The sequence below is a fragment of the Variovorax sp. Varisp53 genome (assembly GCF_059491555.1).
Genome location: NZ_CP168512.1, coordinates 1,675,069 through 1,699,052, shown reverse-complemented (window position 1 = coordinate 1,699,052; position 23,984 = coordinate 1,675,069). Strand labels below are relative to the sequence as shown.

General features: G+C 68.1%; 24 protein-coding genes. 13 read left to right on the top strand and 11 right to left on the bottom strand.

Translation table 11 applies throughout. From position 1 onward, the window contains the following. Window positions 1-225: 225 nt before the first annotated feature. From ACEOAB_RS07765 to msrA, 4 genes are all read right to left on the bottom strand, one after another. On the bottom strand, window positions 226-1,179 hold the full coding sequence (locus ACEOAB_RS07765; protein ID WP_413750243.1) for an AEC family transporter: 954 nt from the start codon (window positions 1,177-1,179) through the stop codon (window positions 226-228). A 152-nt stretch (window positions 1,180-1,331) separates the two neighbouring features. Continuing rightward, window positions 1,332-3,425, bottom strand: coding sequence for a TonB-dependent receptor (locus ACEOAB_RS07760; RefSeq protein ID WP_413750244.1), 2,094 nt, complete (start codon window positions 3,423-3,425; stop codon window positions 1,332-1,334). A gap of 80 nt (window positions 3,426-3,505) precedes the next feature. Beyond that, on the bottom strand, window positions 3,506-3,877 hold the full coding sequence (locus ACEOAB_RS07755) for a hypothetical protein (RefSeq protein ID WP_413750245.1): 372 nt from the start codon (window positions 3,875-3,877) through the stop codon (window positions 3,506-3,508). A 23-nt stretch (window positions 3,878-3,900) separates the two neighbouring features. Next, window positions 3,901-4,452 carry a peptide-methionine (S)-S-oxide reductase MsrA gene (msrA, locus tag ACEOAB_RS07750; protein ID WP_056587401.1) on the bottom strand — a complete coding sequence of 184 codons (552 nt, stop codon included), beginning with the start codon at window positions 4,450-4,452 and terminating at the stop codon, window positions 3,901-3,903. A gap of 104 nt (window positions 4,453-4,556) precedes the next feature. Here msrA and ACEOAB_RS07745 point away from each other — a divergent pair, with 104 nt between their 5' ends. The 4 genes from ACEOAB_RS07745 to ACEOAB_RS07730 are packed head-to-tail and all read left to right on the top strand — an operon-like array spanning window position 4,557 to window position 7,902. Further along, entirely contained in the window at window positions 4,557-5,282 is a 726-nt protein-coding gene (locus ACEOAB_RS07745; RefSeq protein ID WP_413750246.1) for a TetR/AcrR family transcriptional regulator, read from the top strand. 21 nt (window positions 5,283-5,303) lie between these two features. Next, window positions 5,304-5,981, top strand: a complete 678-nt coding sequence (locus tag ACEOAB_RS07740) for a protein-L-isoaspartate O-methyltransferase family protein (protein ID WP_056587397.1) — start codon at window positions 5,304-5,306, stop codon at window positions 5,979-5,981. A 16-nt stretch (window positions 5,982-5,997) separates the two neighbouring features. Beyond that, window positions 5,998-6,345 (top strand): rhodanese-like domain-containing protein, encoded by a 348-nt coding sequence (locus tag ACEOAB_RS07735; protein WP_413750247.1) that lies wholly within the window; start codon window positions 5,998-6,000, stop codon window positions 6,343-6,345. Window positions 6,346-6,366: 21 nt separating this feature from the next. Further along, a complete protein-coding gene (locus tag ACEOAB_RS07730; RefSeq protein WP_495653570.1) occupies window positions 6,367-7,902 on the top strand; it encodes a TolC family outer membrane protein in 1,536 nt (511 codons plus the stop codon). Window positions 7,903-8,032: 130 nt separating this feature from the next. Here ACEOAB_RS07730 and ACEOAB_RS07725 read toward each other — a convergent pair whose 3' ends face one another. Together ACEOAB_RS07725 and ACEOAB_RS07720 are read right to left on the bottom strand one after the other, a co-directional pair. Continuing rightward, entirely contained in the window at window positions 8,033-9,415 is a 1,383-nt protein-coding gene (locus tag ACEOAB_RS07725) for a 3-deoxy-D-manno-octulosonic acid transferase (protein WP_495653569.1), read from the bottom strand. A gap of 4 nt (window positions 9,416-9,419) precedes the next feature. Continuing rightward, entirely contained in the window at window positions 9,420-10,802 is a 1,383-nt protein-coding gene (locus ACEOAB_RS07720) for a phosphomannomutase/phosphoglucomutase (protein ID WP_413748056.1), read from the bottom strand. A 110-nt stretch (window positions 10,803-10,912) separates the two neighbouring features. Between ACEOAB_RS07720 and ACEOAB_RS07715 the strand changes: the two genes are divergently transcribed. The 3 genes from ACEOAB_RS07715 to ACEOAB_RS07705 are packed head-to-tail and all read left to right on the top strand — an operon-like array spanning window position 10,913 to window position 13,992. Beyond that, entirely contained in the window at window positions 10,913-12,517 is a 1,605-nt protein-coding gene (locus ACEOAB_RS07715; RefSeq protein WP_495653568.1) for a DNA-3-methyladenine glycosylase 2 family protein, read from the top strand. Between the two features lie 6 nt (window positions 12,518-12,523). Continuing rightward, window positions 12,524-13,021 (top strand): methylated-DNA--[protein]-cysteine S-methyltransferase, encoded by a 498-nt coding sequence (locus ACEOAB_RS07710; RefSeq protein ID WP_056587378.1) that lies wholly within the window; start codon window positions 12,524-12,526, stop codon window positions 13,019-13,021. 29 nt (window positions 13,022-13,050) lie between these two features. Next, entirely contained in the window at window positions 13,051-13,992 is a 942-nt protein-coding gene (locus tag ACEOAB_RS07705) for a DMT family transporter (RefSeq protein ID WP_413748055.1), read from the top strand. 21 nt (window positions 13,993-14,013) lie between these two features. On the opposite strand, the gene ACEOAB_RS07700 is transcribed toward ACEOAB_RS07705, so the two are convergent. After that, complete coding sequence (locus ACEOAB_RS07700) at window positions 14,014-14,676, bottom strand: DUF1345 domain-containing protein (protein WP_056587373.1); 663 nt, start codon at window positions 14,674-14,676, stop codon at window positions 14,014-14,016. A 207-nt stretch (window positions 14,677-14,883) separates the two neighbouring features. Here ACEOAB_RS07700 and ACEOAB_RS07695 point away from each other — a divergent pair, with 207 nt between their 5' ends. The 4 genes from ACEOAB_RS07695 (at window position 14,884) to ACEOAB_RS07680 (ending at window position 19,172) form a co-directional block, all read left to right on the top strand. Continuing rightward, window positions 14,884-15,699 (top strand): hypothetical protein, encoded by an 816-nt coding sequence (locus ACEOAB_RS07695; RefSeq protein ID WP_413748054.1) that lies wholly within the window; start codon window positions 14,884-14,886, stop codon window positions 15,697-15,699. Between the two features lie 96 nt (window positions 15,700-15,795). Then, on the top strand, window positions 15,796-17,406 hold the full coding sequence (locus ACEOAB_RS07690) for a class I adenylate-forming enzyme family protein (protein ID WP_413748053.1): 1,611 nt from the start codon (window positions 15,796-15,798) through the stop codon (window positions 17,404-17,406). A gap of 142 nt (window positions 17,407-17,548) precedes the next feature. After that, window positions 17,549-18,385 (top strand): phosphate/phosphite/phosphonate ABC transporter substrate-binding protein, encoded by an 837-nt coding sequence (locus ACEOAB_RS07685; protein ID WP_413748052.1) that lies wholly within the window; start codon window positions 17,549-17,551, stop codon window positions 18,383-18,385. Between the two features lie 82 nt (window positions 18,386-18,467). After that, window positions 18,468-19,172 (top strand): glutathione S-transferase N-terminal domain-containing protein, encoded by a 705-nt coding sequence (locus ACEOAB_RS07680; protein ID WP_495653567.1) that lies wholly within the window; start codon window positions 18,468-18,470, stop codon window positions 19,170-19,172. 7 nt (window positions 19,173-19,179) lie between these two features. On the opposite strand, the gene ACEOAB_RS07675 is transcribed toward ACEOAB_RS07680, so the two are convergent. The 4 genes from ACEOAB_RS07675 to nthA all read right to left on the bottom strand — a co-directional run bounded on the left by ACEOAB_RS07675 (window position 19,180) and on the right by nthA (window position 22,355). Continuing rightward, entirely contained in the window at window positions 19,180-20,430 is a 1,251-nt protein-coding gene (locus ACEOAB_RS07675) for a glutamate carboxypeptidase (RefSeq protein ID WP_056587345.1), read from the bottom strand. A gap of 167 nt (window positions 20,431-20,597) precedes the next feature. Then, entirely contained in the window at window positions 20,598-20,966 is a 369-nt protein-coding gene (locus tag ACEOAB_RS07670; protein WP_056587342.1) for a nitrile hydratase accessory protein, read from the bottom strand. A 61-nt stretch (window positions 20,967-21,027) separates the two neighbouring features. Next, on the bottom strand, window positions 21,028-21,693 hold the full coding sequence (nthB, locus tag ACEOAB_RS07665) for a nitrile hydratase subunit beta (protein ID WP_056587339.1): 666 nt from the start codon (window positions 21,691-21,693) through the stop codon (window positions 21,028-21,030). Further along, window positions 21,690-22,355 (bottom strand): nitrile hydratase subunit alpha, encoded by a 666-nt coding sequence (gene nthA / locus ACEOAB_RS07660; protein WP_413748050.1) that lies wholly within the window; start codon window positions 22,353-22,355, stop codon window positions 21,690-21,692. Before nthA ends, nthB begins: the two co-directional genes overlap by 4 nt. Window positions 22,356-22,425: 70 nt before the next feature. Here nthA and ACEOAB_RS07655 point away from each other — a divergent pair, with 70 nt between their 5' ends. Beyond that, window positions 22,426-23,268, top strand: a complete 843-nt coding sequence (locus tag ACEOAB_RS07655) for a thymidylate synthase (RefSeq protein WP_413748049.1) — start codon at window positions 22,426-22,428, stop codon at window positions 23,266-23,268. Between the two features lie 5 nt (window positions 23,269-23,273). Further along, window positions 23,274-23,798, top strand: coding sequence for a dihydrofolate reductase (locus ACEOAB_RS07650; protein WP_413748048.1), 525 nt, complete (start codon window positions 23,274-23,276; stop codon window positions 23,796-23,798). Window positions 23,799-23,984 lie beyond the last annotated feature (186 nt).

Here is a 23,984-nt window from a genome sequence, read left to right as displayed (position 1 = left end):
GCGCGCCAGCCCATCAAACGGCCACCCCTGCCAAACGGCATAGGGCTAGCGCTGTCGTTCAGTCGGGCAAAAGTTCGCGAAAACGCCGGAATCCGGCGCGCCATGAAACTGGCGCGATTCAGTCGCGGGACACCGCAGAACCGGCTTTGCCGGGCTGCTGGTGTCGCTCCCGGTAGGGGGTTGGCGTAGCGACACGAAGTGCGCGAAGCCTGGGGGCGAGCTCCTTTATGGCAGCCACTGCACCCAGACCATCATGAGCGGGAGCGTGCCGAGCCCCAGCACCGTCGACATCGCGACGCTGGCCGTCACCAGGTCTTCGGCCGTGTGGTAGCGCTGCGAAAAGAGGAACACGTTGGCGCCGATCGGCAGCGCCGCCGCCACCACCATCACCGTGAGTGGAATGCCTCGCACGCCCAGCAGCCAACCGATGACGGCCACCAGCAGCGGATGCAGCAGGTTCTTCACCAGCGCCTGCATCAGCGCGCCGCGCCAGTGCCGGCCGATGGGCGTGAGCGCGAGCGTGATGCCCACCATCACCAGCGCGATGGGGCCGAAGGCCTGGCCGAGCAGCTGGATCGGCTTGTCGATGAACTCGGGCATGACCAGCCCGGTCTGCGCGAACAGCAGGCCCGCGATGATCGGCAGCGGCACGGGGTGGATGATGGCGTTGCGCAGCGCACGCATCACGGTGCGTGCCATCGAGGGGCGCGTGTCTGCGCCACCGACACCCGCGTGCTCGCGCGCGACGGCCAGCTCCAGCACCACCGTGGCGCTGGTCAGGAGCACCAGCGAATGCAGCGAGATCAGCGTGAGCAGCACCACCATGCCCGCCTCGCCATACGCCAGGCCGATCAGCGCGATGCCGATCATCACCGTGTTGCTGTACGTGTTGGCCAGCGCGATCACCGCCGCGGTGCGGTTGAACCCGCGCAGCGCCAGCGTGGCCGCGAACAGCAGGCCCGAGGCGACGAAGTACGCCGCGACCGGCTTCAGGCTCAGCTGCTCGACGTGCACTGTGCTCATGGCGCGGAACAGCAGCGCGGGCGCGAGCAGCAGGAAGATGAGATGCGACAGGTCCTTCACCGCATTGCCGCCGATCCAGCGGCGCTTGCCGGCGAGGTAGCCCGCGGCAATGAGCAGGACGACGGGGAGCAGGGAGGAGATGACGAAGGAATTCACTCGGCGAGGATAGCCCAGTGAGTGCCTTGCTCCTTCCCCTCCTGGGGGAAGGTTGGGATGGGGGCAAGCGGCGCTCGCTGAAGCCATGGCTTCTCAAAGGCCGCCTGCCCCCACCCCTGCCCTCCCCCGGAAGGGGAGGGAGAAACACGGAATCAGAACGTCACGCGCAAACCGACCTTCAGCGTGCGCCCCGGCAGCGGCGCGTTCGGATACACCGTCGTCGTCAGGATCGACGTCGCGCTGTAGGCCAGCTTGTTCGTGATGTTGTCCATGCGCGCGTACCAGGTGAGGTTGGCGCGCTGCACCTTCATGCGATAGGTAATGGCCGCATTCCACAGCGTGTAGGCATCGGTCTCGCGCGCGCCCACCGACGGAATGCGATGCTGCGCCGCGTTGTAGTCGAAGCCGAAGCGCGCGCCCCACGGACCGTTGGCGTAGGCCAGCGTCGCGCCCAGGCGCAGCGGCGCGATGCGCGGCAGCGGCTCTCCGGTGTCGAGGTTCTTCGCGCGCACGATGTCGCCGCGCCATTCGAGGTCCAGCGTGCCGGCGTCGTCCATGCGCGCGAATCCGTCGGAGCCCAGCAGGCGCAGGTTGCCGTTGGCCTCGATGCCGGTGAAGCGCGCACGCACGCCGCCGTAGACGTACTCGGCCAGCGTGTCGGTGGCGCCGGGCTCGGCCACGTTGCCTTCCCCGTCGAGGTTGCGCCCCGTCGCGGTCAGGCCGATGTAGTTGCTGAAGCGCGTGACGTAGGCATTCACGCGGGCCGTGTTGGGGCCCGACTTCCACTGCGCACCCAGGTCGAGGCCGGTCGACTTTTCCTTCTTCAGGTTCGGGTCGCCCACCTCCCACGCGGCCGTCGCCACGTGGGGGCCGTTGGCCAGCAGTTCGTAGTCCTTGGGTGCGCGCTCTGTGTAGGCGAGGTTCGACGTCAGCTGCCACTGCGGCGCGAGGTTGACCAGCGCACCGAAGGCCGCGCTGTGCGGGTTGAAGGTGCGCTCGCCGACGGCGAAGCGCGTGACCGTCGGATCGTCCGGGTAGCCCAGCGATCGGATGCGGACCTGCTCGGTGCGCGCACCGAAGCTCAGCCGGCCCCACGAAGTGCCGTACTCCTCGTACATGAACAGCGCATTGGAGCGCGTGCGGCTGTGCGGCGCAAAGGCCTCTTCGCCATCGGCGGCGAAGCGGTTGCTTTCGCTGCTGAAGCCGACCAGCCCCTCGAAGTTGCCGATCTTCTGGTGGCGCGCCTCGATGCGCAGGTCGTTGCTCATGTTCGAGAACGTGGTGCCGGGCGTGCCGCCATCGAACTCGGTGTGGCGGTAGTCGGTGTGGCTGAGCTTGGCGTGGATGCTGCTGATGAAACCGCCCGGGCGCCATTCGCCTTCGAGCGCATAGCGGTCGGACTTCATCCCGATGGTGACGTTGTCCTCGGCCACGGTGCCGTAGGTGCTGCGGTAGGTGCTGACCGAGGCGCCGATGTAGCCCTGGTCGAAGAACATCGTGCCGCCGAGCGCGCCGCCGTGCGCCTCGTTGGCCGAGTTGCAGATCTTGCGCGCCATCCATGGCGAGCCGGGCTTGCTGCATTCGAGGGTGATGGGCACCGAGACGTCCTTCGAGTCGCGGTTGAAGGCGTCGACGTGCAGCGCGAAGCGGTCGTTGCCGCCTTCGAGCACCACGCCGCCGTTCTTCTCCTTGTTGCCGGTGGAATAGCCCAGGTCTGCGCGGCCGCCGAAGCCGTTGATCGGCTCCGAAGGAATGCGGTTGTCGATCACGTTGACCACGCCGCCGACAGCGCTGCCGCCGTACTGCAGCGCCGACGGGCCGCGCAGCACTTCGATGCGGTCGGTGACCAGCGCATCGACAGGCACCGCGTGGTCGTAGCTCAGCGAGGAGGCATCGGGCGCGCCGCCGCCGTTCTGCAGGATGCGGATTCGGTCGCCGTCCTGGCCGCGAATGATCGGACGGCTGGCGTTGGGGCCGAAGTAGCTGCTGCTCACACCGGGCACGTTGTCCAGCGTTTCGCCGAGCGTCGACTGGGAACGCAGCAGCAGCTTGTCACCCGACAGCGTGGTCGTGGGCGCGATCAGTTCGGAGGCGCCGAGCGGATTGCCGGTGACGGTGACCTCGCGCAGGCTGGCGGCGTCGGCGGGTTGGGCCTGAACCTGCGCCTGGTCCTGGGCCATGCTTGCGAAGGAGGCGAGCGAAAGAACGGCAACGCCGATGGCGTTGCGACGGAAATGGGGAGTCATGAAGGGACACTCGTTGAATCGGATAACGACCGGCCGCCGCCCGCGCGGGAAGCGGGTACAGCAGCCGGAACACAGGAGATTCAGCGAGCGGAAGGCGGGCCGCGCGCGTCGAACAGCGCGACCCAGCGGGCGATGGTTTCGCCCTGCAGGAAAGCAAAGGTGGCCGACGGCAGCAGCATCGGCAGCACCACCAGCGGCACGCCGGGCATGCCGGAACCGTGCGAGAGCTGGTCGTACAGACGGCACTCGGCGTCGTTGTGTTCACCGAACAGGCTGGCCAGCTGGGGGACGGCATGCTTGTGGGCAGCCTGCGCCGCGGCGGCCGGCAGGCCCGGCACGTGCAGCGAACGGTGCATCAACCCCAGCGTGCCCGCGAACCACACCGCGACCATCAGCGCGATGACGAGCGCGCGGGTCGAACGGGTCCGGGGCTGGCGGATGAAGAGATGCACGGGGCGCAGGTACCGATCGGCGCTCAGGCCTTGACGCGCGACGCGAAGGTCTTCTGGAACTTCTCGACCTTCGGTCCCACGACGAACGCGCAGTAGCCCTGGTTCGGATTGTTCAGGAAGTAGTCCTGGTGATAGGCCTCGGCCGTCGAGTAGTTGGCGAGCTGCGCCACCTCGGTCACGACCGGCGAGCTGTAGGTCTTGCTGGCTCCAATCTCGCGGATGACCTCCTCGGCCACCTGCTTCTGCGCGTCGCTCGTGTAGTAGATGCCGCTGCGGTACTGGGTGCCGGCGTCGTTGCCCTGGCGGTTGAGCGTGGTCGGGTCGTGCACGACGAAGAAGATCTCGAGGATTTCGCGCAGGCTGATCTGCGCGGGGTCGAATTCGAGTTTCACCACCTCGGCGTGGCCGGTGCGGCCGGTGCAGACCTGCTCGTAGGTCGGGTTGACGGTCTGGCCGTTGCAATAGCCCGACTCCACGTCCAGCACGCCCTGCACCCGGTCGAACACCGCCTCGGTGCACCAGAAGCAGCCACCGCCGAGCACGATGGTTTCGGTGGGCGGCGATGAAGTGGACATGGTGCGGCTCCGGGAGGTTGGAAAAGGACGAGCCCGTTATTGTGGCGGCTTGACGTGACGGATATCGGTCACTACATTACTAACCCGCGAGTCATTAACATCTCATGTCCCCGCCCCGTTCCTTCGTCGACAAGATCATCTGCCCGGTGCGCGCCAAGCGCGAGCGCCGGAAAGAGGCGCGCCCAGGCGAACTGCTGGCCGCCGCGCTCGACCTGTTCGTCGAAAAAGGCTTTGCCGCCACCCGCTCAGAGGAAGTGGCGGCGCGCGCCGGCGTCTCCAAGGGCACCCTCTTTCTCTATTTCCCGAGCAAGGAAGAGCTGTTCAAGGCCGTCGTCATGGAAAGCCTCGGCGGCCGTTTCACGGAGTGGAACGCCGAATTCGCGGCTTTCGAGGGCACCACGGCCGACATGCTGCGCTACTGCATGAGAGTGTGGTGGGAACGCGTCGGCATGACCCAGGCCTCGGGCCTGACCAAGCTCATGATGAGCGAGGGTGCCAACTTTCCCGACCTGGCGGAGTTCTACCGCCGCGAGGTGGTCCGCCCCGGCCACGAACTGCTGCGGCGCATTTTCCAGCGCGGCATCGACAGCGGCGAGTTCGCTCCGATGGACGTCGACCACGCGATCTATTCGGTGGTGGCGCCCATGATCTTCCTCATGCTCTGGAAGCATTCGGCCATGGTCTGCGTCGACGGCGCATCGGCCCTCGACCCCGAAAAATACCTCGCCGCCCAGGCCGAGGTGGTGATCAACGGACTCTGCGTGCGCCCCGGAAGGCCGACCGGAGCGGAGGCGTCATCGGCGACGCCTAAAATTGAAGGTTTGTCCTGAGCCCACAAGGAAAGCCACGCCATGAACCCCACCCCCACCCTCGAGCGCCTGCGCTTCAACATGATCGAACAGCAGATCCGCCCCTGGGATGTGCTGGATACCGACATCCTCGAACTGCTGGCCGAAATCCACCGCGAAGACTACGTCCCCGACGCGCACCGCACGCTGTCGTTCTTCGACATGGAACTGCCGCTGCTCGACGGCTCCGTGCCCGGCGAAATCATGCTGTCGCCCAAGGTCGAGGCCCGCACGCTGCAGGACCTGCACATCCAGAAGCATGAATCGGTGCTCGAGATCGGCACCGGCTCCGGCTTCATGGCCGCCTTGCTGGGCGCCCGCGCCGCCCAGGTGCTGTCGCTCGAAATCAACCCCGTGCTGGCCGCCCGTGCCGCCGAGACGCTGCGCCAGAACGGCGTGACCAACGTCGAAGTGCGCCATGCCGACGGCGCCGTGCCGCTGCCCAGCGGCCCGAGCTTCGACGTGATCGTGCTGAGCGGCTCGGTCGCGCGCATTCCGCAGAACCTGCTGGGTTCGCTCAAGGTCGGTGGCCGCCTCTCGGCCATCGTGGGCGAAGAGCCGATGATGCGCGCCCACTTCGTCACCCGCACCAGCGAAAGCAAGTGGGACACGATCCAGCCCTGGGACACCGTGGCCCCGCGGCTGCTGAACTTCCCCGAGCCCTCGCGCTTCTCGTTCTGAGCGGGCGGTCCACCGAATGATCGACCAAGTCCGCCCCGCCGACCTCGCCGCCTGGTTCGCCCAGGACGCCGATGCCATCCCCGTGCTGCTCGACGTGCGCGAACCCTGGGAACTACAGACGGCGAGCGTCGTGCCCCAGGGCTTCACCCTGGTCGCGATTCCGATGAACGAGATTCCCGGGCGGCTGGCCGAGTTGAATGACGGCCAGCCCGGACTTCGAATTGCCTGCCTGTGCCATCACGGCGCACGCAGCCAGCGCGTGGCCACTTTCCTGAACCAGAACGGCTTTGACCAGCTCGCCAACGTGGCGGGCGGCATCGACGCCTGGTCTTCGCAGCACGACCCTTCCGTGCCGCGCTACTGATTCTTTCTCCAAGGACGTTCAATGCCTTCCAGGCCCCGGCTTTCGCCTCTTTCCGCAGCGCTCGCAAGCATCTTCGCAGCCCTGCTCGCATCGCCGGCCCAGAGCCAGACACTGAACGAACTCTACGAATCCGCCCGCGGCTTCGACGCCACCTACCAGGGCGCACGGGCCCAGTACGACGCCAGCATCGCGCGCGCCGCGCAGGCCAAGGCCGGCATCCTGCCCGCCGTGGGACTCACGGCCGGCGTGACGCGCAGCGACCTCGACATCGAGACCCTCACCGGCGCCGGCCGCGGCACCACCACGCCGCGCGACTTCAACACGCAGAACGTCGGCATCAACGCCACGCAGCCGCTGTACCGGCCGGCCAACTGGGCCACCTACGAGCAGGGCAAGCGCCAGGCCGACATCGCGCGGGCGGTGCTCACCATTGCCGAGCAGGACCTGATCGTGCGCGTGAGCCAGGCGTACTTCGACGTGCTCGCGAGCCAGGACAGCCTGGCGCTCGTGCGCGCGCAGAAGGTCGCCGTGGCCGAGCAGCTGGCATCGGCCAAGCGCAACTTCGAGGTCGGCACCTCCACCATCACCGACTCGCGCGAGGCGCAGGCCCGCTACGACCTCGTGATCGCCCAGGAAATCGCGGCCGAGAACGACCTGCAGGTGAAGAAGGTGGTGCTCGACCAGCTGGTCGGCCGCCCCGGCAGCGTGCCGGTGCCGCTGCGGGTACCGGTGGTGCTGCCCACCGCCATGCCCGCGGACATCAACGCCTGGGTCGCGCAGGCCGACGAGGTGCACCCCGCCATCCAGCAGGCCCGCCTGGGGCTCGACGTGGCCGGGCTCGAAGTGGAGAAGGCCAAGGCCGGCCACAAGCCCACGCTCGACGCCAACCTGGGCTACAACGTCACGCGCAACCCGACGGGCACCAGCACGAGCACCGTGGGCACGCGCATCAATGCGGCCACGGTCGGCGTCACGTTCAACCTGCCGTTGTTCGCCGGCTTCGCCACCGAGAACCGCGTCAAGGAAACGCTGGCGCTCGAGGACCAGTCGCGCAGCGTGCTCGACGGCACCAAGCGCAGCGTGGCGCAGGCCACGCGCGCGGCGTACCTCGGGCTCGTCTCGGGTGCGGGGCAGGTGAAGGCACTGGAAGCGGCCGAGGCGTCGAGCCAGAGCGCGCTCGATGCCAACCGGCTGGGCTACCAGGTGGGCGTGCGCATCAACATCGACGTGCTGAATTCGCAGAGCCAGTTGTTCCAGACCAAGCGCGATCTCGCGCAGGCGCGCTACAACGTGCTGCTGGGCAACCTGAAGCTGCGCCAGGCCAACGGCACGCTGACGATCGACGACATCAACGCCAACAACGCGACGCTGGCGAGCAGCGGCAGCGTGCCGGCGGTGCCTCCAGCCACGGGGCCGGATCGCAGCACAACGACGCCGGTCGCGCCGCCGAGCATCCCGGTGATTCCGCCGGTGCCGGTACCGCCGTTCAATCCGCCGGCACCGACGATGCCGACGGACCCGGTGCCGCCCCTGATCCTCAACCCGCCGGTGCGCTGAGGCTTTTTCTCCCTCCCCTTCCGGGGGAGGGCCGGGGTGGGGGCACGACGGCCTCGGCCCCACTGCTGCGCTCATTGGGCGCTTGGACGCTTCACAGCCTTCCCCCAGAGGGGGAAGGAGCAATACAAACTCAGTCGAGTGTGGGTTCGGCGCGCGGCGGCTCGCTTTCGAGCGGCGCGTGTCCCGACGCCACAGGCTCCGCCGCCTGCGCGATCGCGAGCACCGCAGCGGCCGTGCGCTCGGCCGCCCCGCGATTCGACGAAGAGAACGCCAGCGCGGCCTGCGCCATCGTGGCGCGGCGCTCGGGGTTCTCGACCAGCTTCAGCGCGGCCGTCACGGCCTGCTCCATGTTCTCGACGCGCAGCGATGCGCCGGCCGCCAGCGACAGCTGCGCCGCCTCGGCGAAGTTGAAGGTCGACGGTCCCATGACCACCGGGCAGCCGCAGGCCGCCGGCTCGATCAGGTTCTGCCCGCCCAGCGGCTCGAAGCTGCCGCCCAGCAGCGCCACGTCGGCCAGGCCGTAGTACAGCGCCATCTCGCCCAGCGAATCGCCGAGCCAGATCTCCGCCTCGGCCGGCTGGCCCGCCGCGCTGCGGCGGGCCACGGCGAAGCCTTCGGCCTCGATCAGCGCGGCCACTTCGTCGAAGCGCTGCGGATGGCGCGGCACGATCATCCATTGCACGTCGTGCACGCGCTTGGCAATCGAGCGGATCGCGCCCTGCTCCGGCGGCACGGGCGAGGTCGCACCGAAGCGCTTGAGCACTTCGAGCAGCATCCGCTCCTCGCCGTCGCGCGAACTCGCGAGCACGACCATCGGCCGCGGCAGGTGCTCGCGCAGCGACACGGCCGCGTTCAGCTGGCGCACGTCGGGCGTGGCGTCGAACTTGAGGTTGCCGTAGATCCCGGCCACCTTGGCGCCGAGCGACACCAGCCGGTGCGCATCGGCCTCGGTCTGCGCCCACACGGCCGCAAGGGCCGAGTAGGCGGGCCGCGCGAGCCATGCAAGCCGTTCGGCCGCAGCGAGCGATTTCTCGTTGAGCCGCGCATTGGCCAGCACCAGCGGAATGCGGCGCTCGGCGCAGGCAGCGGCCATTTCGGGCCAGACCTCGGTCTCCATCAGCACGCCGATGCGCGGCTCGAAGCGATCCAGGAAACGCGCCACCGCGCCCGGCGTGTCCCACGGCTGCCAGACCTGCGTGTCGCCCGGCTCGAGCAGCTTGGCGCCCTCTTCACGGCCGGTGGCGGTGCCGTGCGTGAGCAGGATCGGGATGCCCGGGTACTGCCTGCGCAGTTCGGCGATCAGGATGGCGGCCGCGCGCGTCTCGCCGAGCGAAACCGCGTGCACCCAGCATTGGGCCTTGCCGGTGGTGGCTTCGTTGTAATGGCCGAAGCGCTCTTCCACGGCCACGCCATAGCCCGGCTCGGCCTCCGCGCGGGGCCGCAGCTTGCGGCGCACGAGCGGTTGCACAACGGTGGTGAAGACGCCGTAGAGGCGCAGCAGCAGGGAACGCACAGGCTCAGTGGGACGCTTCGGCGAGCTTGGCGTCGGGCTTGGCCGTACGCAGCAGCGCGAGCATCTCGGTTTCGATGCGCTTCAGCGCGGCATCGGTCTGGCCTTCGAAGCGAAGCACGAGCACGGGGGTGGTGTTCGATGCGCGGATCAGGCCGAAGCCATCGGGCCAGTCGACACGCAGGCCGTCGATGGTCGAGACCTTGGCCGGGGCCGCGAAGCTCGCGCCCTTCACGAGCTTGTCGACCACGGTGTGCGGCTCGCCTTCGGCGCAGGGCACGTTCAGTTCGGGCGTCGAGAAGCTGGTGGGCAGCGCGTTGAGCACGTCGCTCGCGTTCGGGCTCTTGCTCAAGATTTCGAGCAGCCGGCAGCCCGCATAGGTGCCGTCGTCGAAGCCGAACCAGCGCTCCTTGAAGAAGATGTGGCCGCTCATCTCGCCGCCCAGCGGCGAATCGATTTCCTTCATCTTCGCCTTGATGAGCGAATGGCCGGTCTTGAAGATCATCGGCACGCCGCCCGCGGCCTCGATGGCCGGCGCCAGGCGCTGCGAGCACTTCACGTCGTAGACGATGGTGCCGCCGGGCACGCGCGACAGCACGTCCTGCGCAAAGAGTTGCATCTGGCGGTCGGGGAAGATGTTCTGGCCGTCCTTGGTGACGATGCCCAGGCGGTCGCCGTCGCCGTCGAAGGCCAGGCCCAGTTCGGCATCGCCCGCGGCCAGCGCGGCCATCAGGTCCTTGAGGTTCTCGGGCTTGCTCGGATCGGGATGGTGGTTGGGGAAGTCGCCGTCGACTTCGCTGAACAGTTCGGTCACCTCGCAGCCGATGGCGCGGAAGATGGCCGGGGCCGATGCACCCGCGATGCCGTTGCCCGAGTCGACCACGATCTTCATCGGACGGGCCAGCTTGATGTCGCCGGCAATGCGCTTCACGTAGGCCTCGGTCACGTCGACCTTGCGCACGCTGCCGCCGGGGGCGAGTTGCGCGGTGCCGGCTTCCATGGTCTTGCGCAGGCCCTGGATCTCGTCGCCGTAGATCGCGCGGCCGGCCAGCACCATCTTGAAGCCGTTGTAGTCCTTGGGGTTGTGGCTGCCGGTGACCTGGATGCCGCTCGTGCACAGCGTGTGGGCCGCGAAGTACAGCATCGGGGTGGTGACGGCGCCCACGTCGATCACCTCGACGCCGGTGGCGACGAGGCCCTTGATCAGCGCCTCGGCCAGCACGGGGCCCGACAGGCGGCCATCGCGTCCCACGGCCACGGACTTCTCGCCGGCGGCACGGGCGGCGCTGCCGAAGGCCCGGCCGAGCGCTTCGGCCACCTCCGCATCGAGAGTGACGGGCACAACGCCGCGGATGTCATAGGCCTTGAAGATGGACGCGCTGAGCTGCATGAAGGCGTTTCCCTGTTGGTTTTTGGAACGAGGCATTGTAGGCAAGGCTCCGGGCGCCCACATGACCGAAAACGGCCAGTTGAAACGAGTCGAAACCGTATCATTTCCCCATGCCCACCAGCCACACCTCCACCGAAGCGCTCGAGAGCGACGCCTGCTACCTGGCGATGAAGACGCACGATGCGCGCTTCGACGGGTCGTTCTTCACCGCCGTGACCTCCACCGGCATCTATTGCCGTCCGGTCTGCCGCGTCAAGCTGCCGCGGCGCGAGAACTGCCGGTTCTTCCGCCACGCGGCACAGGCCGAGGCCGCGGGCTTTCGCCCCTGCCTGCGCTGCCGGCCCGAACTCGCGCCGCGCGCAGCCACCTGGTCGACCGAGGACGCCTCGCGCATCCTCGCGCTGCAGGCGGCGCGGCTGATCGACGAGCCCGATGCGTGGTCGGAAGACGGCCCCGGCGCAGCGCAGATCGCAGCGCGGCTCGGCGTGAGCGACCGCCACCTGCGGCGCATCTTCGAGGTGCAGTTCGGCGTGTCCCCGCTGCAGTACCTGCAGACGCGCCGGCTGCTGGCCGCCAAGCAGCTCATTGCCGACACCCGCCTGCCGATGACGCAGGTGGCACTGGCCAGCGGCTTCGCGAGCGTGCGGCGATTCAATGCGGCCTTTCTCGAACACTACGGCCTGAACCCGAGCGCCCTGCGGCGTGCTGGCGGCGCCACTGCCGAGGGCGGCGAAGGCAAGGCGATCGAGGTGCGGCTGGGCTTTCGTCCGCCTTATGACGCCAACGCCATGCTCGGCTTCTTCGCGCGCCGTGCGCTGTGCGGCGTCGAAGTCGTCTCGACATCGGACGGCAAGCAGCCCGCCAAGGGCAGCACGCCCACTTACGCGAAGCTCACCCGCACCCTGCGCATCCAGCAGGGCGGACAGGCGCATGCCGGCTGGCTGCAGCTGCGCTTCGACCTCGAGCGCGAACAGGTGCTGCTGTCGATCAGCGATTCGCTGGCCGCGGTGCTGCCCATCGTCATCAGCCGCGCCCGCGCGCTGTTCGACCTCGACGCCGAACCGATGGCCATCAACGCAGCGCTGCATGCGGCCTTTCCGCACGGCGACGGACTGCGCGTGCCCGGTGCGGTCGACGGCTTTGAGCTGGCGGTGCGTGCGGTGCTGGGCCAGCAGATCACGGTGGCCGCGGCTCGCACGCTGGGCTCGCGGCTGGTCGAGGCCTTCGGCGAGCCGCTTGCGACGCCCGTCGAAGGATTGGATCGCCTGTTTCCCACGCCCGCGGCCATTGCCGCCGCGAGCGGCGATTCGCTGGGCCAGCTCGGCATCGTGCGCCAGCGGCAAAGCGCGCTGCACGCCATCGCGCGCGAGGTCGCGGCCGGCAAGCTGGCGCTGCATGCGGGCGCCGACGTGCCATCGACCATCGCCGCGCTGCAGGAACTGCCCGGCATCGGCGCGTGGACCGCGCAGTACATCGCCATGCGCGCGCTGCGCTGGCCCGACGCCTTCCCGGCCGGCGACGTGGCGCTGCAGAAGGCGCTGGGCGTGACCACCGCGCGCGCGGCCAGCGAAGCCTCGCAAGCCTGGCGGCCGTGGCGCAGCTATGCGGTGCTGCGGGCGTGGCACGCGCCCTCTTCTCCTTCTCCTGTCGCGGGCGCCACCGACGCGGCGATCGCGGAATCCCCTCTCATCACTACGGCAGGCCTCACCGCCTGAAATGTCATGAAGTTCAAGAGCAAAGTCATCTACACCTCGCACATCGACACGCCGCTCGGCGGCATCACGATGGCGGCCACCGACCAGGGCCTGGCCGGCGTCTGGTTCGACCAGCAGCGCCACTGGCCCGACACCGCGGGCTGGATCACGAAGGACGACCATCCCGCGCTCGCGGAGGCGGCCGCCCAGCTGCGCGACTATTTCGCCGGCAAGCGCGAGCGCTTCGACATGAAACTCGACCTGTCGCACGGCACCGCCTTCCAGCAGAGCGTGTGGCAGCAGCTGCTGGCCATTCCGGCCGGCGCCACCACGAGCTACGGCAAGCTGAGCATGAACGTGGGCAACCCGGCCGCAGTGCGCGCGGTGGGCGCGGCCGTGGGGCGCAACCCGATCAGCGTGATCGTGCCCTGCCACCGCGTGCTCGGTGCCGACGGTTCGCTGACCGGTTACGCTGGCGGGCTCGAACGCAAGACCGCCCTGCTCGAACTCGAGGGAGCGCTCTGAGCATCCACAAGAAGCAGAGCGAAAGACGCATGACCACCACGAACAACAACATCGCCGCCGCCACGCCCCTCGCACCCAGCGCCTGGCTCATCGACCTTGTGCTGCTGGGCGCGCTCTGGGGCGCGTCTTTTCTCTTCATGCGCATCGGCGCGGCCGAGTTCGGTGCGCTGCCGACGGCGGCGGTGCGGGTGGCGATCGCCGCGCTGTTCCTGCTGCCCATCGCATTGCTGCGCGGCCAGGGGCCATCCCTGGCGAAGCACTGGAAGGCCAGCTTCACGGTCGGTGTCTTCAACTCGGGCATGCCGTTCGCGCTGTTCTGCTTCGCGCTGCTGACCATCAACACCGGCCTGGCCGCCGTGCTCAATGCCACCACGCCGATGTTCGGCGCACTCGTGGCGTGGGCCTGGTTCCGCGAGCGCCCGAACGGCTCACGCCTCATCGGTCTCGCGATCGGCTTTGCCGGCGTCGCCATGCTCGCGAGCCGCAGCGCCGGCCTGCATGCGGGCGCCAGCGGCCATGCCGCGCTCTTCGCGGTGCTGGCCTGCCTGGGCGCATGCCTGTGCTACGGCATCTCGGCCAGCGCCACGCGCGCTCACCTGGGCGGCGTGCCCGCGCTGACCACCGCCACCGGCAGCCAGATCGGCGCCACGCTGTTCCTCGCCATTCCCGCCTTCTGGCTCTGGCCCGCGCAGATGCCCAGCCTGCGCGCATGGCTGGCGCTGCTGGCGCTGGGCATCGCCTGCACGGGCATCGCCTACATCCTGTTCTTCCGTCTGATCGAACGCGCCGGGCCGGCCCGCGCGCTGACCGTGACCTTCCTGGTGCCGGTGTTCGCGCTGTTCTACGGCGCGGTGTTCCTCGGAGAAAACATCACGCAGTGGATGCTGATCTGCGCGGCCGTCATCGTCTGCGGCGTGGCGCTGTCGACCGGCATCGTCAAGCTCGGCCTGCCGCGCAGGGCCTCGGCCTGAGCGTGTTTTCTTGCGGGGCGCCTACACGGCACCCGCGACGACGTTCACCGAGAGCGCCAGCACCAGCATGTTGAACGCAAAGGCCAGCACGCTGTGCAGCAGCGTGATGCGCCGCATCTCCTTCGAGGTCGCCTGCACGTCGGACACCTGCGAGGTCATGCCGATCACGTACGAGTAGTAGAGAAAGTCGAAGTAGTCGGGGGCGTCGTGCCCGCCCGGAAAATCGAGCCCACCGTCAGGCGTACCGTCCCGCTGGTCGATGTAGTAGCGGTGCGCATAGTGAAAGGCATAGATGGTGTGCATCGTCAGCCACGACCCTGCCAGCGCCACCAGGCCCAGCGCGACATGCGCCGCGCGCTCCCAGCCGCTCAGCCCCTTCACCTGCTGCAGCAGCATCGCGATGGCCACCACGCTCATGCCCACCACCACCAGCATCGAGACCAGGATCACCACATTGGGCTGGTCCAACGACTGGGCGCGCTCGCGCGTGCGCTTCGCATCGAAGGTGTCGGCCAGCCACCACGACAGCAGCTGGAAGACCCCCACGCCTACGCACCATCCGGCCAGCCCGCGCGCCATGCCGCTCATGGGCAGCGGCATCAGCGCGGCCGCAACGGCGCAGCCGGTGGCCGCGCCATAGAGAAGACGTTGGGGACCGGTGGTGGTGGAAAGATGTCGGCGCATGGGCGAGCACTGTAGCGCCGTAGCGTAGAAGGAGTCCTACAAGTACAGCGGCATTCCGCGCATCGAGAAAGCTCGCGCGCGCCACTAGGGTTCTCGCTGTTCAAGGGAGCTTCGCCCGGAAGCACAGCGCAAGGCCTCAGGCCTGCGCCCATTTCATCGCGTGCCCGCGGCATCCATTTCCCATCCGGGTCACCAAGGATTTCATCCATGCTGCTGCTCCCCCCTCGCCCCGCTTTGGGCGCACTGTTCGGCTCCGGCCTCCTGCTTGCCGCCGCGCCGGCTCTGGCCGATCCCTCGCCCGCGCTCGACCGGTTCAGCTTCTCGGTCGGCGCCTTCAGCGCCGATCCGAAGTTCAACGCCTCGGTCGGCACGCCGTATGGCACGCTGCAATCGGGCGACATCAAGCCGGGCCGCGTGACCATGCCGCGCATCACGGCCGACGTGCTGATCGGCGACAGCCACGGCGTCTCGTTCGACTACTACCAGTACCGGCGCGACTACTCCGGTGGTGTCGCGAACACCACGTCCCTGGGCAGCTTCGGTTCGCTGAATACTTTCGGCAACGCCACCGTCAACACCAAGCTCGACTTTGCCAAGCTCTCGTACAAGTGGTGGATCGGCTCGGGCAACACCGTGCTCGGCCTGGGTGCCGGCGCCGCCTACTACCGTGCGACGCTCGGCGCGATTGCGCTCGCCGGGGTCAACGGCCAGGTCAGAACGCTGAACGAAAGCTCCAGCGACAACGCCGTGGCGCCGCTGCTCGAAGTGGGCGTGCGCCACGCCATCACGCCGGACCTGCGGCTGTTCGCCGACGCCTCGGGCGTGTGGAAGAGCAGCGGCCGCTTCCACGGCAACATCTACAACGCCTCCGCCGGCGTCGAGTGGTTCCCGGTGAAGAACGTGGGCCTGGTGCTCGCCTATGGCCTGACGAACATCGACCTGACGCGCGAGAGCGGCTCTGCCGATTCTCGTTTGAAGGTCCGCCTGCAGGGGCCTTCGGCTTTCCTCAAGGCACGCTTCTAGGCCCTGGGTCGTTCTGCGTGTAGCCAGTCTTCGCAAGACGCGGTGCGGCGGCCAGCCTTAGGCTGCGCCCATCATCGAAGAACGGAGACACAGAGCATGCCTGCAGCCGCCACCGGCCTCGCGCCGCCGCAGTTCCATCCGCGCATCTCGCGCATCGCGCTGGGCGACGTGATCCACCGCAGCGCGCGCCGCTTCGGCACGCGCACTGCGCTGATCGAGGGCGAACACCGCATGTCCTACGGCGAACTCGACGCCGCGTCGAACCGCTTCGCACATCACCTGCTGGGCCTGGGCCTCTCGAGCGGCGAGCGCGTGGGCATGCTGTGCAACAACTCGATCCAGATGGTGGTCGCCATGCTGGGCATCCAGAAGGCCGGGCTGGTGTGGGTGCCGATCAACACCGCGCTGGCGGTGGACGCCATCGGCTACATCCTCGCGCATGCAGGGGTGCGCCACCTGGTGATCGACACCGCGCTGCATGCGAAGCCCGAGCTGCGCGAACTGGTGGCTGCGCAAGGCATCGCGCCGATGCTCTGCGTGCTCGACGGCGATGCGCCGCCCGCCGGCCTGCCGACCGTGCCGCAGGCCATCGTGCAGGGACCCCACACGCTGCCCGACGTGCCCATCGACAGCACGCAGCTTGCGTTCATCATGTACACCAGCGGCACCACAGGGCGCCAGAAGGGCGTGATGCATTCGCATGCGTCGGTGCACTCGGTGCTGCTGAGCAACATGGTCGAATGGGGCAGCAGCCCCGAGCGCGCCGACGTGTGGAGCAGCGTGCTGCCGCTGTTCCATTGCGGCCAGCACACAGTGCTGATGTCGGCGCTGGCGGTGGGCGGCGCGCTCGTCGTGCTGCGCGGCTTCGACCCCGGCGCGGTGCTCGCCGCCATCGAGCGCCACCGGATCACGGTGATGGTCGGCCTGCCGATGATGTACGGCGCGCTGCTCGCGCACCCGCAGCGCGCTGCGCGCGACCTGTCGAGCCTGCGGCTGTGCGTCTACGCGATGGCGCCGATGTCGCGCACGCTGCTGCTGCGCCTGCTCGACGGGTTCTGCCCCAACTTCGCACTCGTCTCGGGCCAGACCGAGATGTACCCCGGCGCCACCATCTTCGAGGTGCAGGAGCAGCGCAAGCGCTTCGGCTCGTACTGGGGCGTGGGCACGCTGGTGAACGAGGTCGCCGTGATGGGCGATGAGGGCGAACTGCTCGGGCCGGAGCAGGTCGGCGAGATCGTCTTTCGCGGCCCCAACGTGATGCTGGGCTACTACAAGGACCCGGAGGCGACGGCGAACGCGCAGCGCTTCGGCTGGCACCATTCGGGCGACCTGGGCAAGTTCGATGCCGACGGGCAGCTGGTCTTCCTCGACCGGCTGAAGGACATGGTGAAGTCGGGCGGCGAGAACGTGCCGTCGATCAAGGTCGAGGAAGTTCTGCTGCGGCACCCCGCCGTGCTCAATGCGGCGGTGGTGGGCCTGCCGCACGAGCGCTGGGGCGAAGCCATCACCGCCTTCGTCACGCGCCGGCCCGATGCGCCAGCGGACTTCAGCGAGGCCGCGCTGGCGGCGCACTGCAAGGAGCACCTCGGCAGCTTCGAGGTGCCGAAGGAAATCGTCTTCCTGCCTGCGCTGCCGATGACCTCCACCGGCAAGATCCAGAAGTTCGAGTTGCGCAAGGCACACCAGGGTCTCTATCAACGGGGCTGACGCGGCGATGGCGCCTCGCCGCACGGCCCGCGGGCCGCCAAAGTGTTGTTTCATCAGTGCTAACCCCGCGGTCCGGGCTTGTTCCCTCGAGTGGATGAATGTAATAATTTAGTTACAACGCCACCCTCCGGAAAAAGTCCCCATGAAACACCGCGCCGCCCTCCATTCACCTCGCACCATCGCCCGCGGTACGGCCGCGCTGCTTCTCGCAGCCTGCGCTTCGTCGCATGCCTTTGTGATCGGTGTCAGCGAAGGCGTGAGCTACAACGTGTCCGACGCGCAGGTCACCGGCCGCTTCGAGCCCATCGCCGAGGTGCTGTCCAAGGCGCTCAAGCAGCCGGTGACGATCAAGATCTTCAATTCGTACAACGGTGCGCGCGACGCGCTGAAGCAGCAGCAGGTCGACTTCGCTTTCGTGCACCCGTCGCACGTGGCGCTCGGCGCCATCAAGGGCGGGCAGTACAGCGCATTCGCCTGGACCACCGGCTACACCGACTACAAGGTGTCGTTCCTGTGCAAGGAACAGCAGCCGATCTCCGACTGGAAGAGCGTGGCCGGCAAGCAGCTGGTCATGCCCGACGCCGACTCGATCACCGCGGTGATCACACGCGCGATGCTGCGCGAGCAGGGCCTGCAGGGTACTGCGGTCAAGGTCACCAACACGCGCTTCCAGGAGGCCGTGCCCTTCTACGTGCAGAACGGCTTTGCAGCCTACGGCGCAACGGCAGCCTCCGGCGTGATCAAGACCTGGAAAGACGGCGGCGGCAAGGTCTGCGCGGAATCGCGCGCCGTGCCGATCAAGCAGTGGCTCGCGTCGCGCAAGCTCGACGCGGCCACGGTGAACGCGGCGCGCGATGCGCTGCTGAGCCTTGCGCAGACCGACGCCGGCAAGCGCGCGCTCGCTGCGTCCACCTATGTGGGCTTCGTCACGCCTTCGTCCGACGTCGAGTCCTCGCTGATGAGCTGGCTGGGGATCTGAGGGGCAAGGCCGTACGCGCACGCCGCCTGCCCGGGCCGGGCAGAATCCGGCGCTTGCCGTCTCCCTCCCAAGGACTCCCTCCATGACCGATCTCTCGAGCTTCCCCATCACGAAAAAATGGCCCGCGCAGCACCCTGACCGGCTGCAGATGTACTCGCTGCCCACGCCCAACGGCGTGAAGGTGTCGATCATGCTGGAGGAGACCGGCCTGCCCTACGAGCCGCACCTCGTGAGCTTCGAGACCCACGACCAGACCTCGCCAGCGTTCCTGTCGCTCAACCCGAACAACAAGATCCCGGCCATCCTCGACCCCGATGGCCCGGGCGGCAAGCCGCTGGCGCTGTTCGAATCGGGCGCCATCCTCGTGTACCTCGCCGAGAAGACCGGCAAGTTCATTCCGCAGGACGCCGCCGGCCGCTACGAAACCCTGCAGTGGGTGATGTTCCAGATGGGCGGCATCGGCCCGATGTTCGGCCAGCTCGGCTTCTTCAACAAGTTCGCAGGCAAGGACTATGAAGACAAGCGCCCGCGCGACCGCTACGTGGCCGAGTCGAAGCGCCTGCTCGGCGTGCTCGACCAGCGCTTGTCGGATCGCGCATGGATCGTGGGCGACAGCTACACCATCGCCGACATCGCCACCTTCCCGTGGGTGCGCAACCTGATCGGCTTCTACGAGGCAGCGGACCTCGTGGGCTTCAAGGATTTTCCGAACGTGGCGCGCGCGCTCGAAGCCTTCGTGGCGCGCCCCGCCGTGGTGGGGGGGGGGGGGATTCCGAAGCGCGGCTGAGCGCCTCTCAGTTCGCGCTCAGGTCCATCAGCATGCGCGACAGCAGATAGAGGCGCGGCACCACGCTCTCGACCTCCGCGTACTCCTCCGGCGTGTGGATGCCGCCACCCACGATGCCGAAGCCATCGAGCACCGGCACGCCGACGCCCGCCACCAGGCTCGCGTCGGCCGCGCCGCCGCTGCTCTCGACGGTGAGCTTCTTGCCGATCTCGCCGTAGATGCCTTCGGCCATGCGCACCAGCTTGTCGGACGCGGGCGAACGCGGCATCGGCGGCAGGCCGCGGATCAGGCGCACGCGCACCTCGGTCTCGGGGATCAGCTTGTTCTGCGAGATGCGGACCAGGTCTTTCTCCACGCGGTCGAGCTCCTCGGGCGTGGCCGCGCGCACATCGCCCTTGGCGCTCGCGGTCGCCGGAATCACGTTGGTCGGTCCGTTGGCCGTGAGCACCGTGAAGTTGACGGTGGTCTTCTTCGCCGCGTCCGCCGTCTTCGACAGCTGCAGCACCTGGTGCGCCACTTCCATCGCCGCATTGCGGCCCGCCTCGGGCGCCACGCCCGCGTGAGCGGCCAGCCCCTTCACCTCGACGAGCGCGGTGGCCGAGCCCTTGCGCTCGACAACGAGGCCATCGGCCGGGCGGCCCGGCTCCAGGTTCAGCGCCACGTCGTGCTGCTTCGCGATGCGCTCGATCAGCGCGCTGGTGCCGACGGAGCCGGTCTCCTCGTTGGTGTCGAGCAGGAAGGTGATCTGCCCATAGTCCTTGAAGCCGATCTGCTGCAGGATCTTCAGCGCGTAGAGCCCGGCGATCACCCCGCCCTTGTCGTCCATCACGCCGGGGCCGTAGGCGCGGCCGTCCTTGATGTAGAAGGGCTTGGCCGCAGCCGTGCCTTCCTTGAACACGGTGTCCATGTGCGCGAGGATCAGGATCTTCTTCTTGCCCTGGCCGGTCAGTGTCGCGACCACGTTGGTACCGGGATGCGGATCGGCCGGAAAGGTCTCGATGCGCGCACCGAGCTTGCGCAGCTCTTCCACCGCCATCTCCCGGACCTTGTCGAGGCCCGCGGTGTCGGCCGAGCCGGAGTCGATGTTGACCATGCGCTCCAGCATCTTCAGCGCCTCGTCCTTGCTTTGCGTGGCGGCGTCGAGCACGCCCTGATGCGGCTTCTGGGCCATGGCATTGCCAGCCAGGAGCGCACACGCGAGCGCGGTGCATTGGGCGATGGCGAGCATGTGGCGGCGAGCGGGAGTCCGCGATTTCATGGCTGAAGAAGCCGAAGCGGGATGGCGCGAGAGGGTCGTCATGTTGTTCGTTCTGTTGAAGGAATGTCGAGGAAGGCGCGGCAGGCTATCACCCGACTCGCGAACGGATCAAGCTCACGATGCGGGCGCTGCCGCACGCACTCTACAGACACTTCAACCGGAAAAGCTCAGCCCGAAAAGTCTTCCCCGCGCAGCTCGATCGGCTGCCCATGCGGCGTGCGGCCGGCCGCGTGCTCCCAGGCATGCCGGTAGCGGGCCAGTTCGTCGCCCGAGCTGGCGCCCTTGCTGGCCACGAGCTTCTCGAGCGCGGCCAGCCAGTGCAGGTAGTAGGTCTGGCCGGTGTCGGGGTCGCCCGCGGCCTGAGCCTCGGAGATCTGCGCCGCCAGCGCCTCGGCCCATTCGGGCCATGTGAAGAGGCCGCGCTCGTGCAGCGCAAGCGTCATCGCGAAGGCCTGGGCTTCCCATAGCGCGCTGAACACCGGCCCGTCCGCATCGCGCGGCATGCCGGGCGACAGCGGCATGCGCTCGCCGCTCATTGGAATACCTTCGTGCTTCGCACTGCGGTGCGAGCTTGCTTGGGGCGGCCCGGCGCGGCGCTCATGCCACGGCCTCCAGATAGCTCTCCCACGCATCGACCGACACCGAGAGGTTCTGGCGCGGCGCATCGTCGCCCCACAGTTCGGCTTCGTCGAACTCCACCGTGTAGAGCCACTGCGGCTGCTCGCCGAGCCCTTGCGCGTTGGTGTCGGCGAACACATGCGCGCCATGTACGTGAACGATGGTGCCGCGCTTGCCCTGCACATAGGCCGGCAGCCGCGTGTGATGGTCGACCTTGCCGAGGTGCATGCGCACCTCCTGGCCAGGAGCGAAGCGAGCCGGTGCAGGTGCTGGTCGCTCGGCGGGCGAGCCCTTGGCCAGCACCGACTGCACATCGGCCGCGCGCAGCACGCGGGCCACAGGCGCGGCCGCGTGGCGCATCTCGCCGCTCGCGATCTCGTCGGGAAAGAGCTGACCGCGTTGCAGCATCAGCTGCTCCAGCGCGCGAAGCCAGATCTGGTAATAGCTCAGCTCGCCATAGTCGGGCAGCGTCTCGCGCACGGAGCGGCTCGCATCGATGTTCCACGAGCCCGTCGCGCCCATGGCCAGCACGAGCGCCAGCGCGCGCGGCTCCCAATCGGCATGAAAAAGCTCGCCCTCGGCTTCGGGCACCACCTTGCCGAAGCCGGGCTGCCCGCCGAGGTCCGCCTTCGTCGCGTAGCTCATGCGGCGCTCCCCGCTTCCGCAGTCGCGCCGGCCAGCCGCGTGCCGATCATCGAATCGCGCGAGACCAGATCGGCAAGCTCGTCTTCACTCAGACCTTCAGTGCCGGCGGGCCGCTGCGGAATCACGATGTAGCGCACCTCGGCGGTCGAATCCCACACGCGGATGCGCGTGGTCTCGGGCAGGGTCACGCCGAAGTCGGCGAGCACGCCGCGCGGGTCCTTCACCGCGCGCGAGCGGTACGGCGCGCTCTTGTACCAGGTGGGCGGCAGGCCCAGCACCGGCCACGGGTAGCAGCTGCACAGGGTGCACACCACCATGTGGTGCGTGTCGTCGGTGTTCTCCACCGCCACCATGTGCTCGCCCTGCCGCCCCGTGTAGTCCAGCGAGGCGATGGCTGCCGTGGCGTCGGCCAGCAGCCACTGCCGGAAGGCCGGATCGACCCAGGCCCGCGCCACCACCCTCGCGCCGTTGCGCGGGCCGATGCGGGTCTGGTAGGTGTCGATCAGCACGTCGAGCGCGGCCGGGTCGATGTAGCCCTTCTGCGCGAGCACGCTTTCGAGCGCACGCACGCGCAGGTCCATCTCGCCGAGTTCTCTGTGTTCGTGGTCATGGCCGTGGTGGTGACCGTGGCCGCTGTCGTCGTGGGGGTGGTCTGCACTCATTCCGACGATGCTACGCCCGGGCACTTAAAATTCGAAGCCTCGCGCCAGAACCCCCGGAAGCCTTTCGCCCATGACCTCCACGCCCGCCCGCCCCGTCCGCTCCCAGTACGAAGACTTCATGCGCCACGTCGACACGCATGGCGTCTTCAAGAGCGACCGCACGGGCACAGGCACCAAGAGCGTGTTCGGCCACCAGATGCGCTTCGACCTGAACGAGGGCTTCCCGCTGGTCACCACGAAGAAGGTGCACCTGAAGTCCATCATCCAGGAGCTGCTGTGGTTCCTCACCGGCTCCAGCAACAACAACTGGCTCAAGGAACGCGGCGTCACCATCTGGGACGAATGGGCGCGCGAGGACGGCGACCTGGGCCCGGTGTACGGCGTGCAATGGCGCAGCTGGCCCACGCCCGACGGCGGCTACATCGACCAGATCGCCGACGTCATCAAGACGCTGAAGACCAACCCCGATTCGCGCCGCATCATCGTGAGCGCATGGAACGTGGCCGAGCTGTCGAAGATGGCGCTCATGCCCTGCCATGCCTTCTTCCAGTTCTACGTGGCGCCGCCGCAGGCCGAGGGTGAACGCGGCAAGCTCAGCTGCCAGCTCTACCAGCGCAGCGCCGACATCTTCCTGGGCGTGCCCTTCAACATCGCGAGCTACGCGCTGCTCACGCACATGGTGGCGCAGCAGTGCGACCTCGACGTGGGCGACTTCATCTGGACCGGCGGCGACTGCCACATCTACAGCAACCATGCCGAGCAGGTCGCGCTGCAACTCAGCCGCACGCCCTACCCGTACCCCACGCTGAACATCAAGCGCAAGCCGGCGTCGATCTTCGAATACCAGTACGAAGATTTCGAGGTGCTGGACTACCGGCACGGCGATCCGATCAAGGCGCCCGTGGCGGTATGAGCGGAATGAGCAAGCCCCGCGTCAACCTCATCTTCGCGCGCGCCGCCAACGGCGTGATTGGCGCGAACAACACCATCCCCTGGCACATCCCGGAGGACATGGCGCACTTCAAGCAGCAGACCGCGGGCGCGCCGGTGATCATGGGCCGCAAGACCTGGGACTCGCTGCCGCCACGCTTCCGGCCGCTGCCGGGCCGGCAGAACATCGTGGTGACGCGGCAGCCCGGCTGGCAGGCCGACGGCGCACTGCGCGCGGGCAGCCTGCAGGAGGCGCTGTCGCTTTGCGAATCGTCATCGAAGGCCGACGCCGTGTGGGTCATCGGCGGCGCGCAGATCTACGCCGAGGCCGAGCCGCTCGCGCAGCGCGCGGTCGTGACCGAGGTTGCGCGCAACTACGAAGGCGATGCCTACGCTCCGGATCTCGACGCAGCCGTGTGGCGCGAGACGCAGCGCGAATCGCATGTCTCGGCCAAGGAAGGCCTGGGCTTCAGCTTCGTGACCTACGAGCGCATCGCATCCCCGAACGGATGAGCGGCGACAGTTTGGCCAGCCCGGACGGTTCAACAAACTAGCCGTCCGTCTGCCGGGAACAAACTGGCACCTTCGTCGCACCCGCAGCGCGAAAGGAAAACTTCGGTACGCGCCGGAAAAGGCATGCGCGGTTCAGGGTTTAGACAACGCCAATTGTTTGTGCGCAAAATGTCGCTCCCGCCCTCA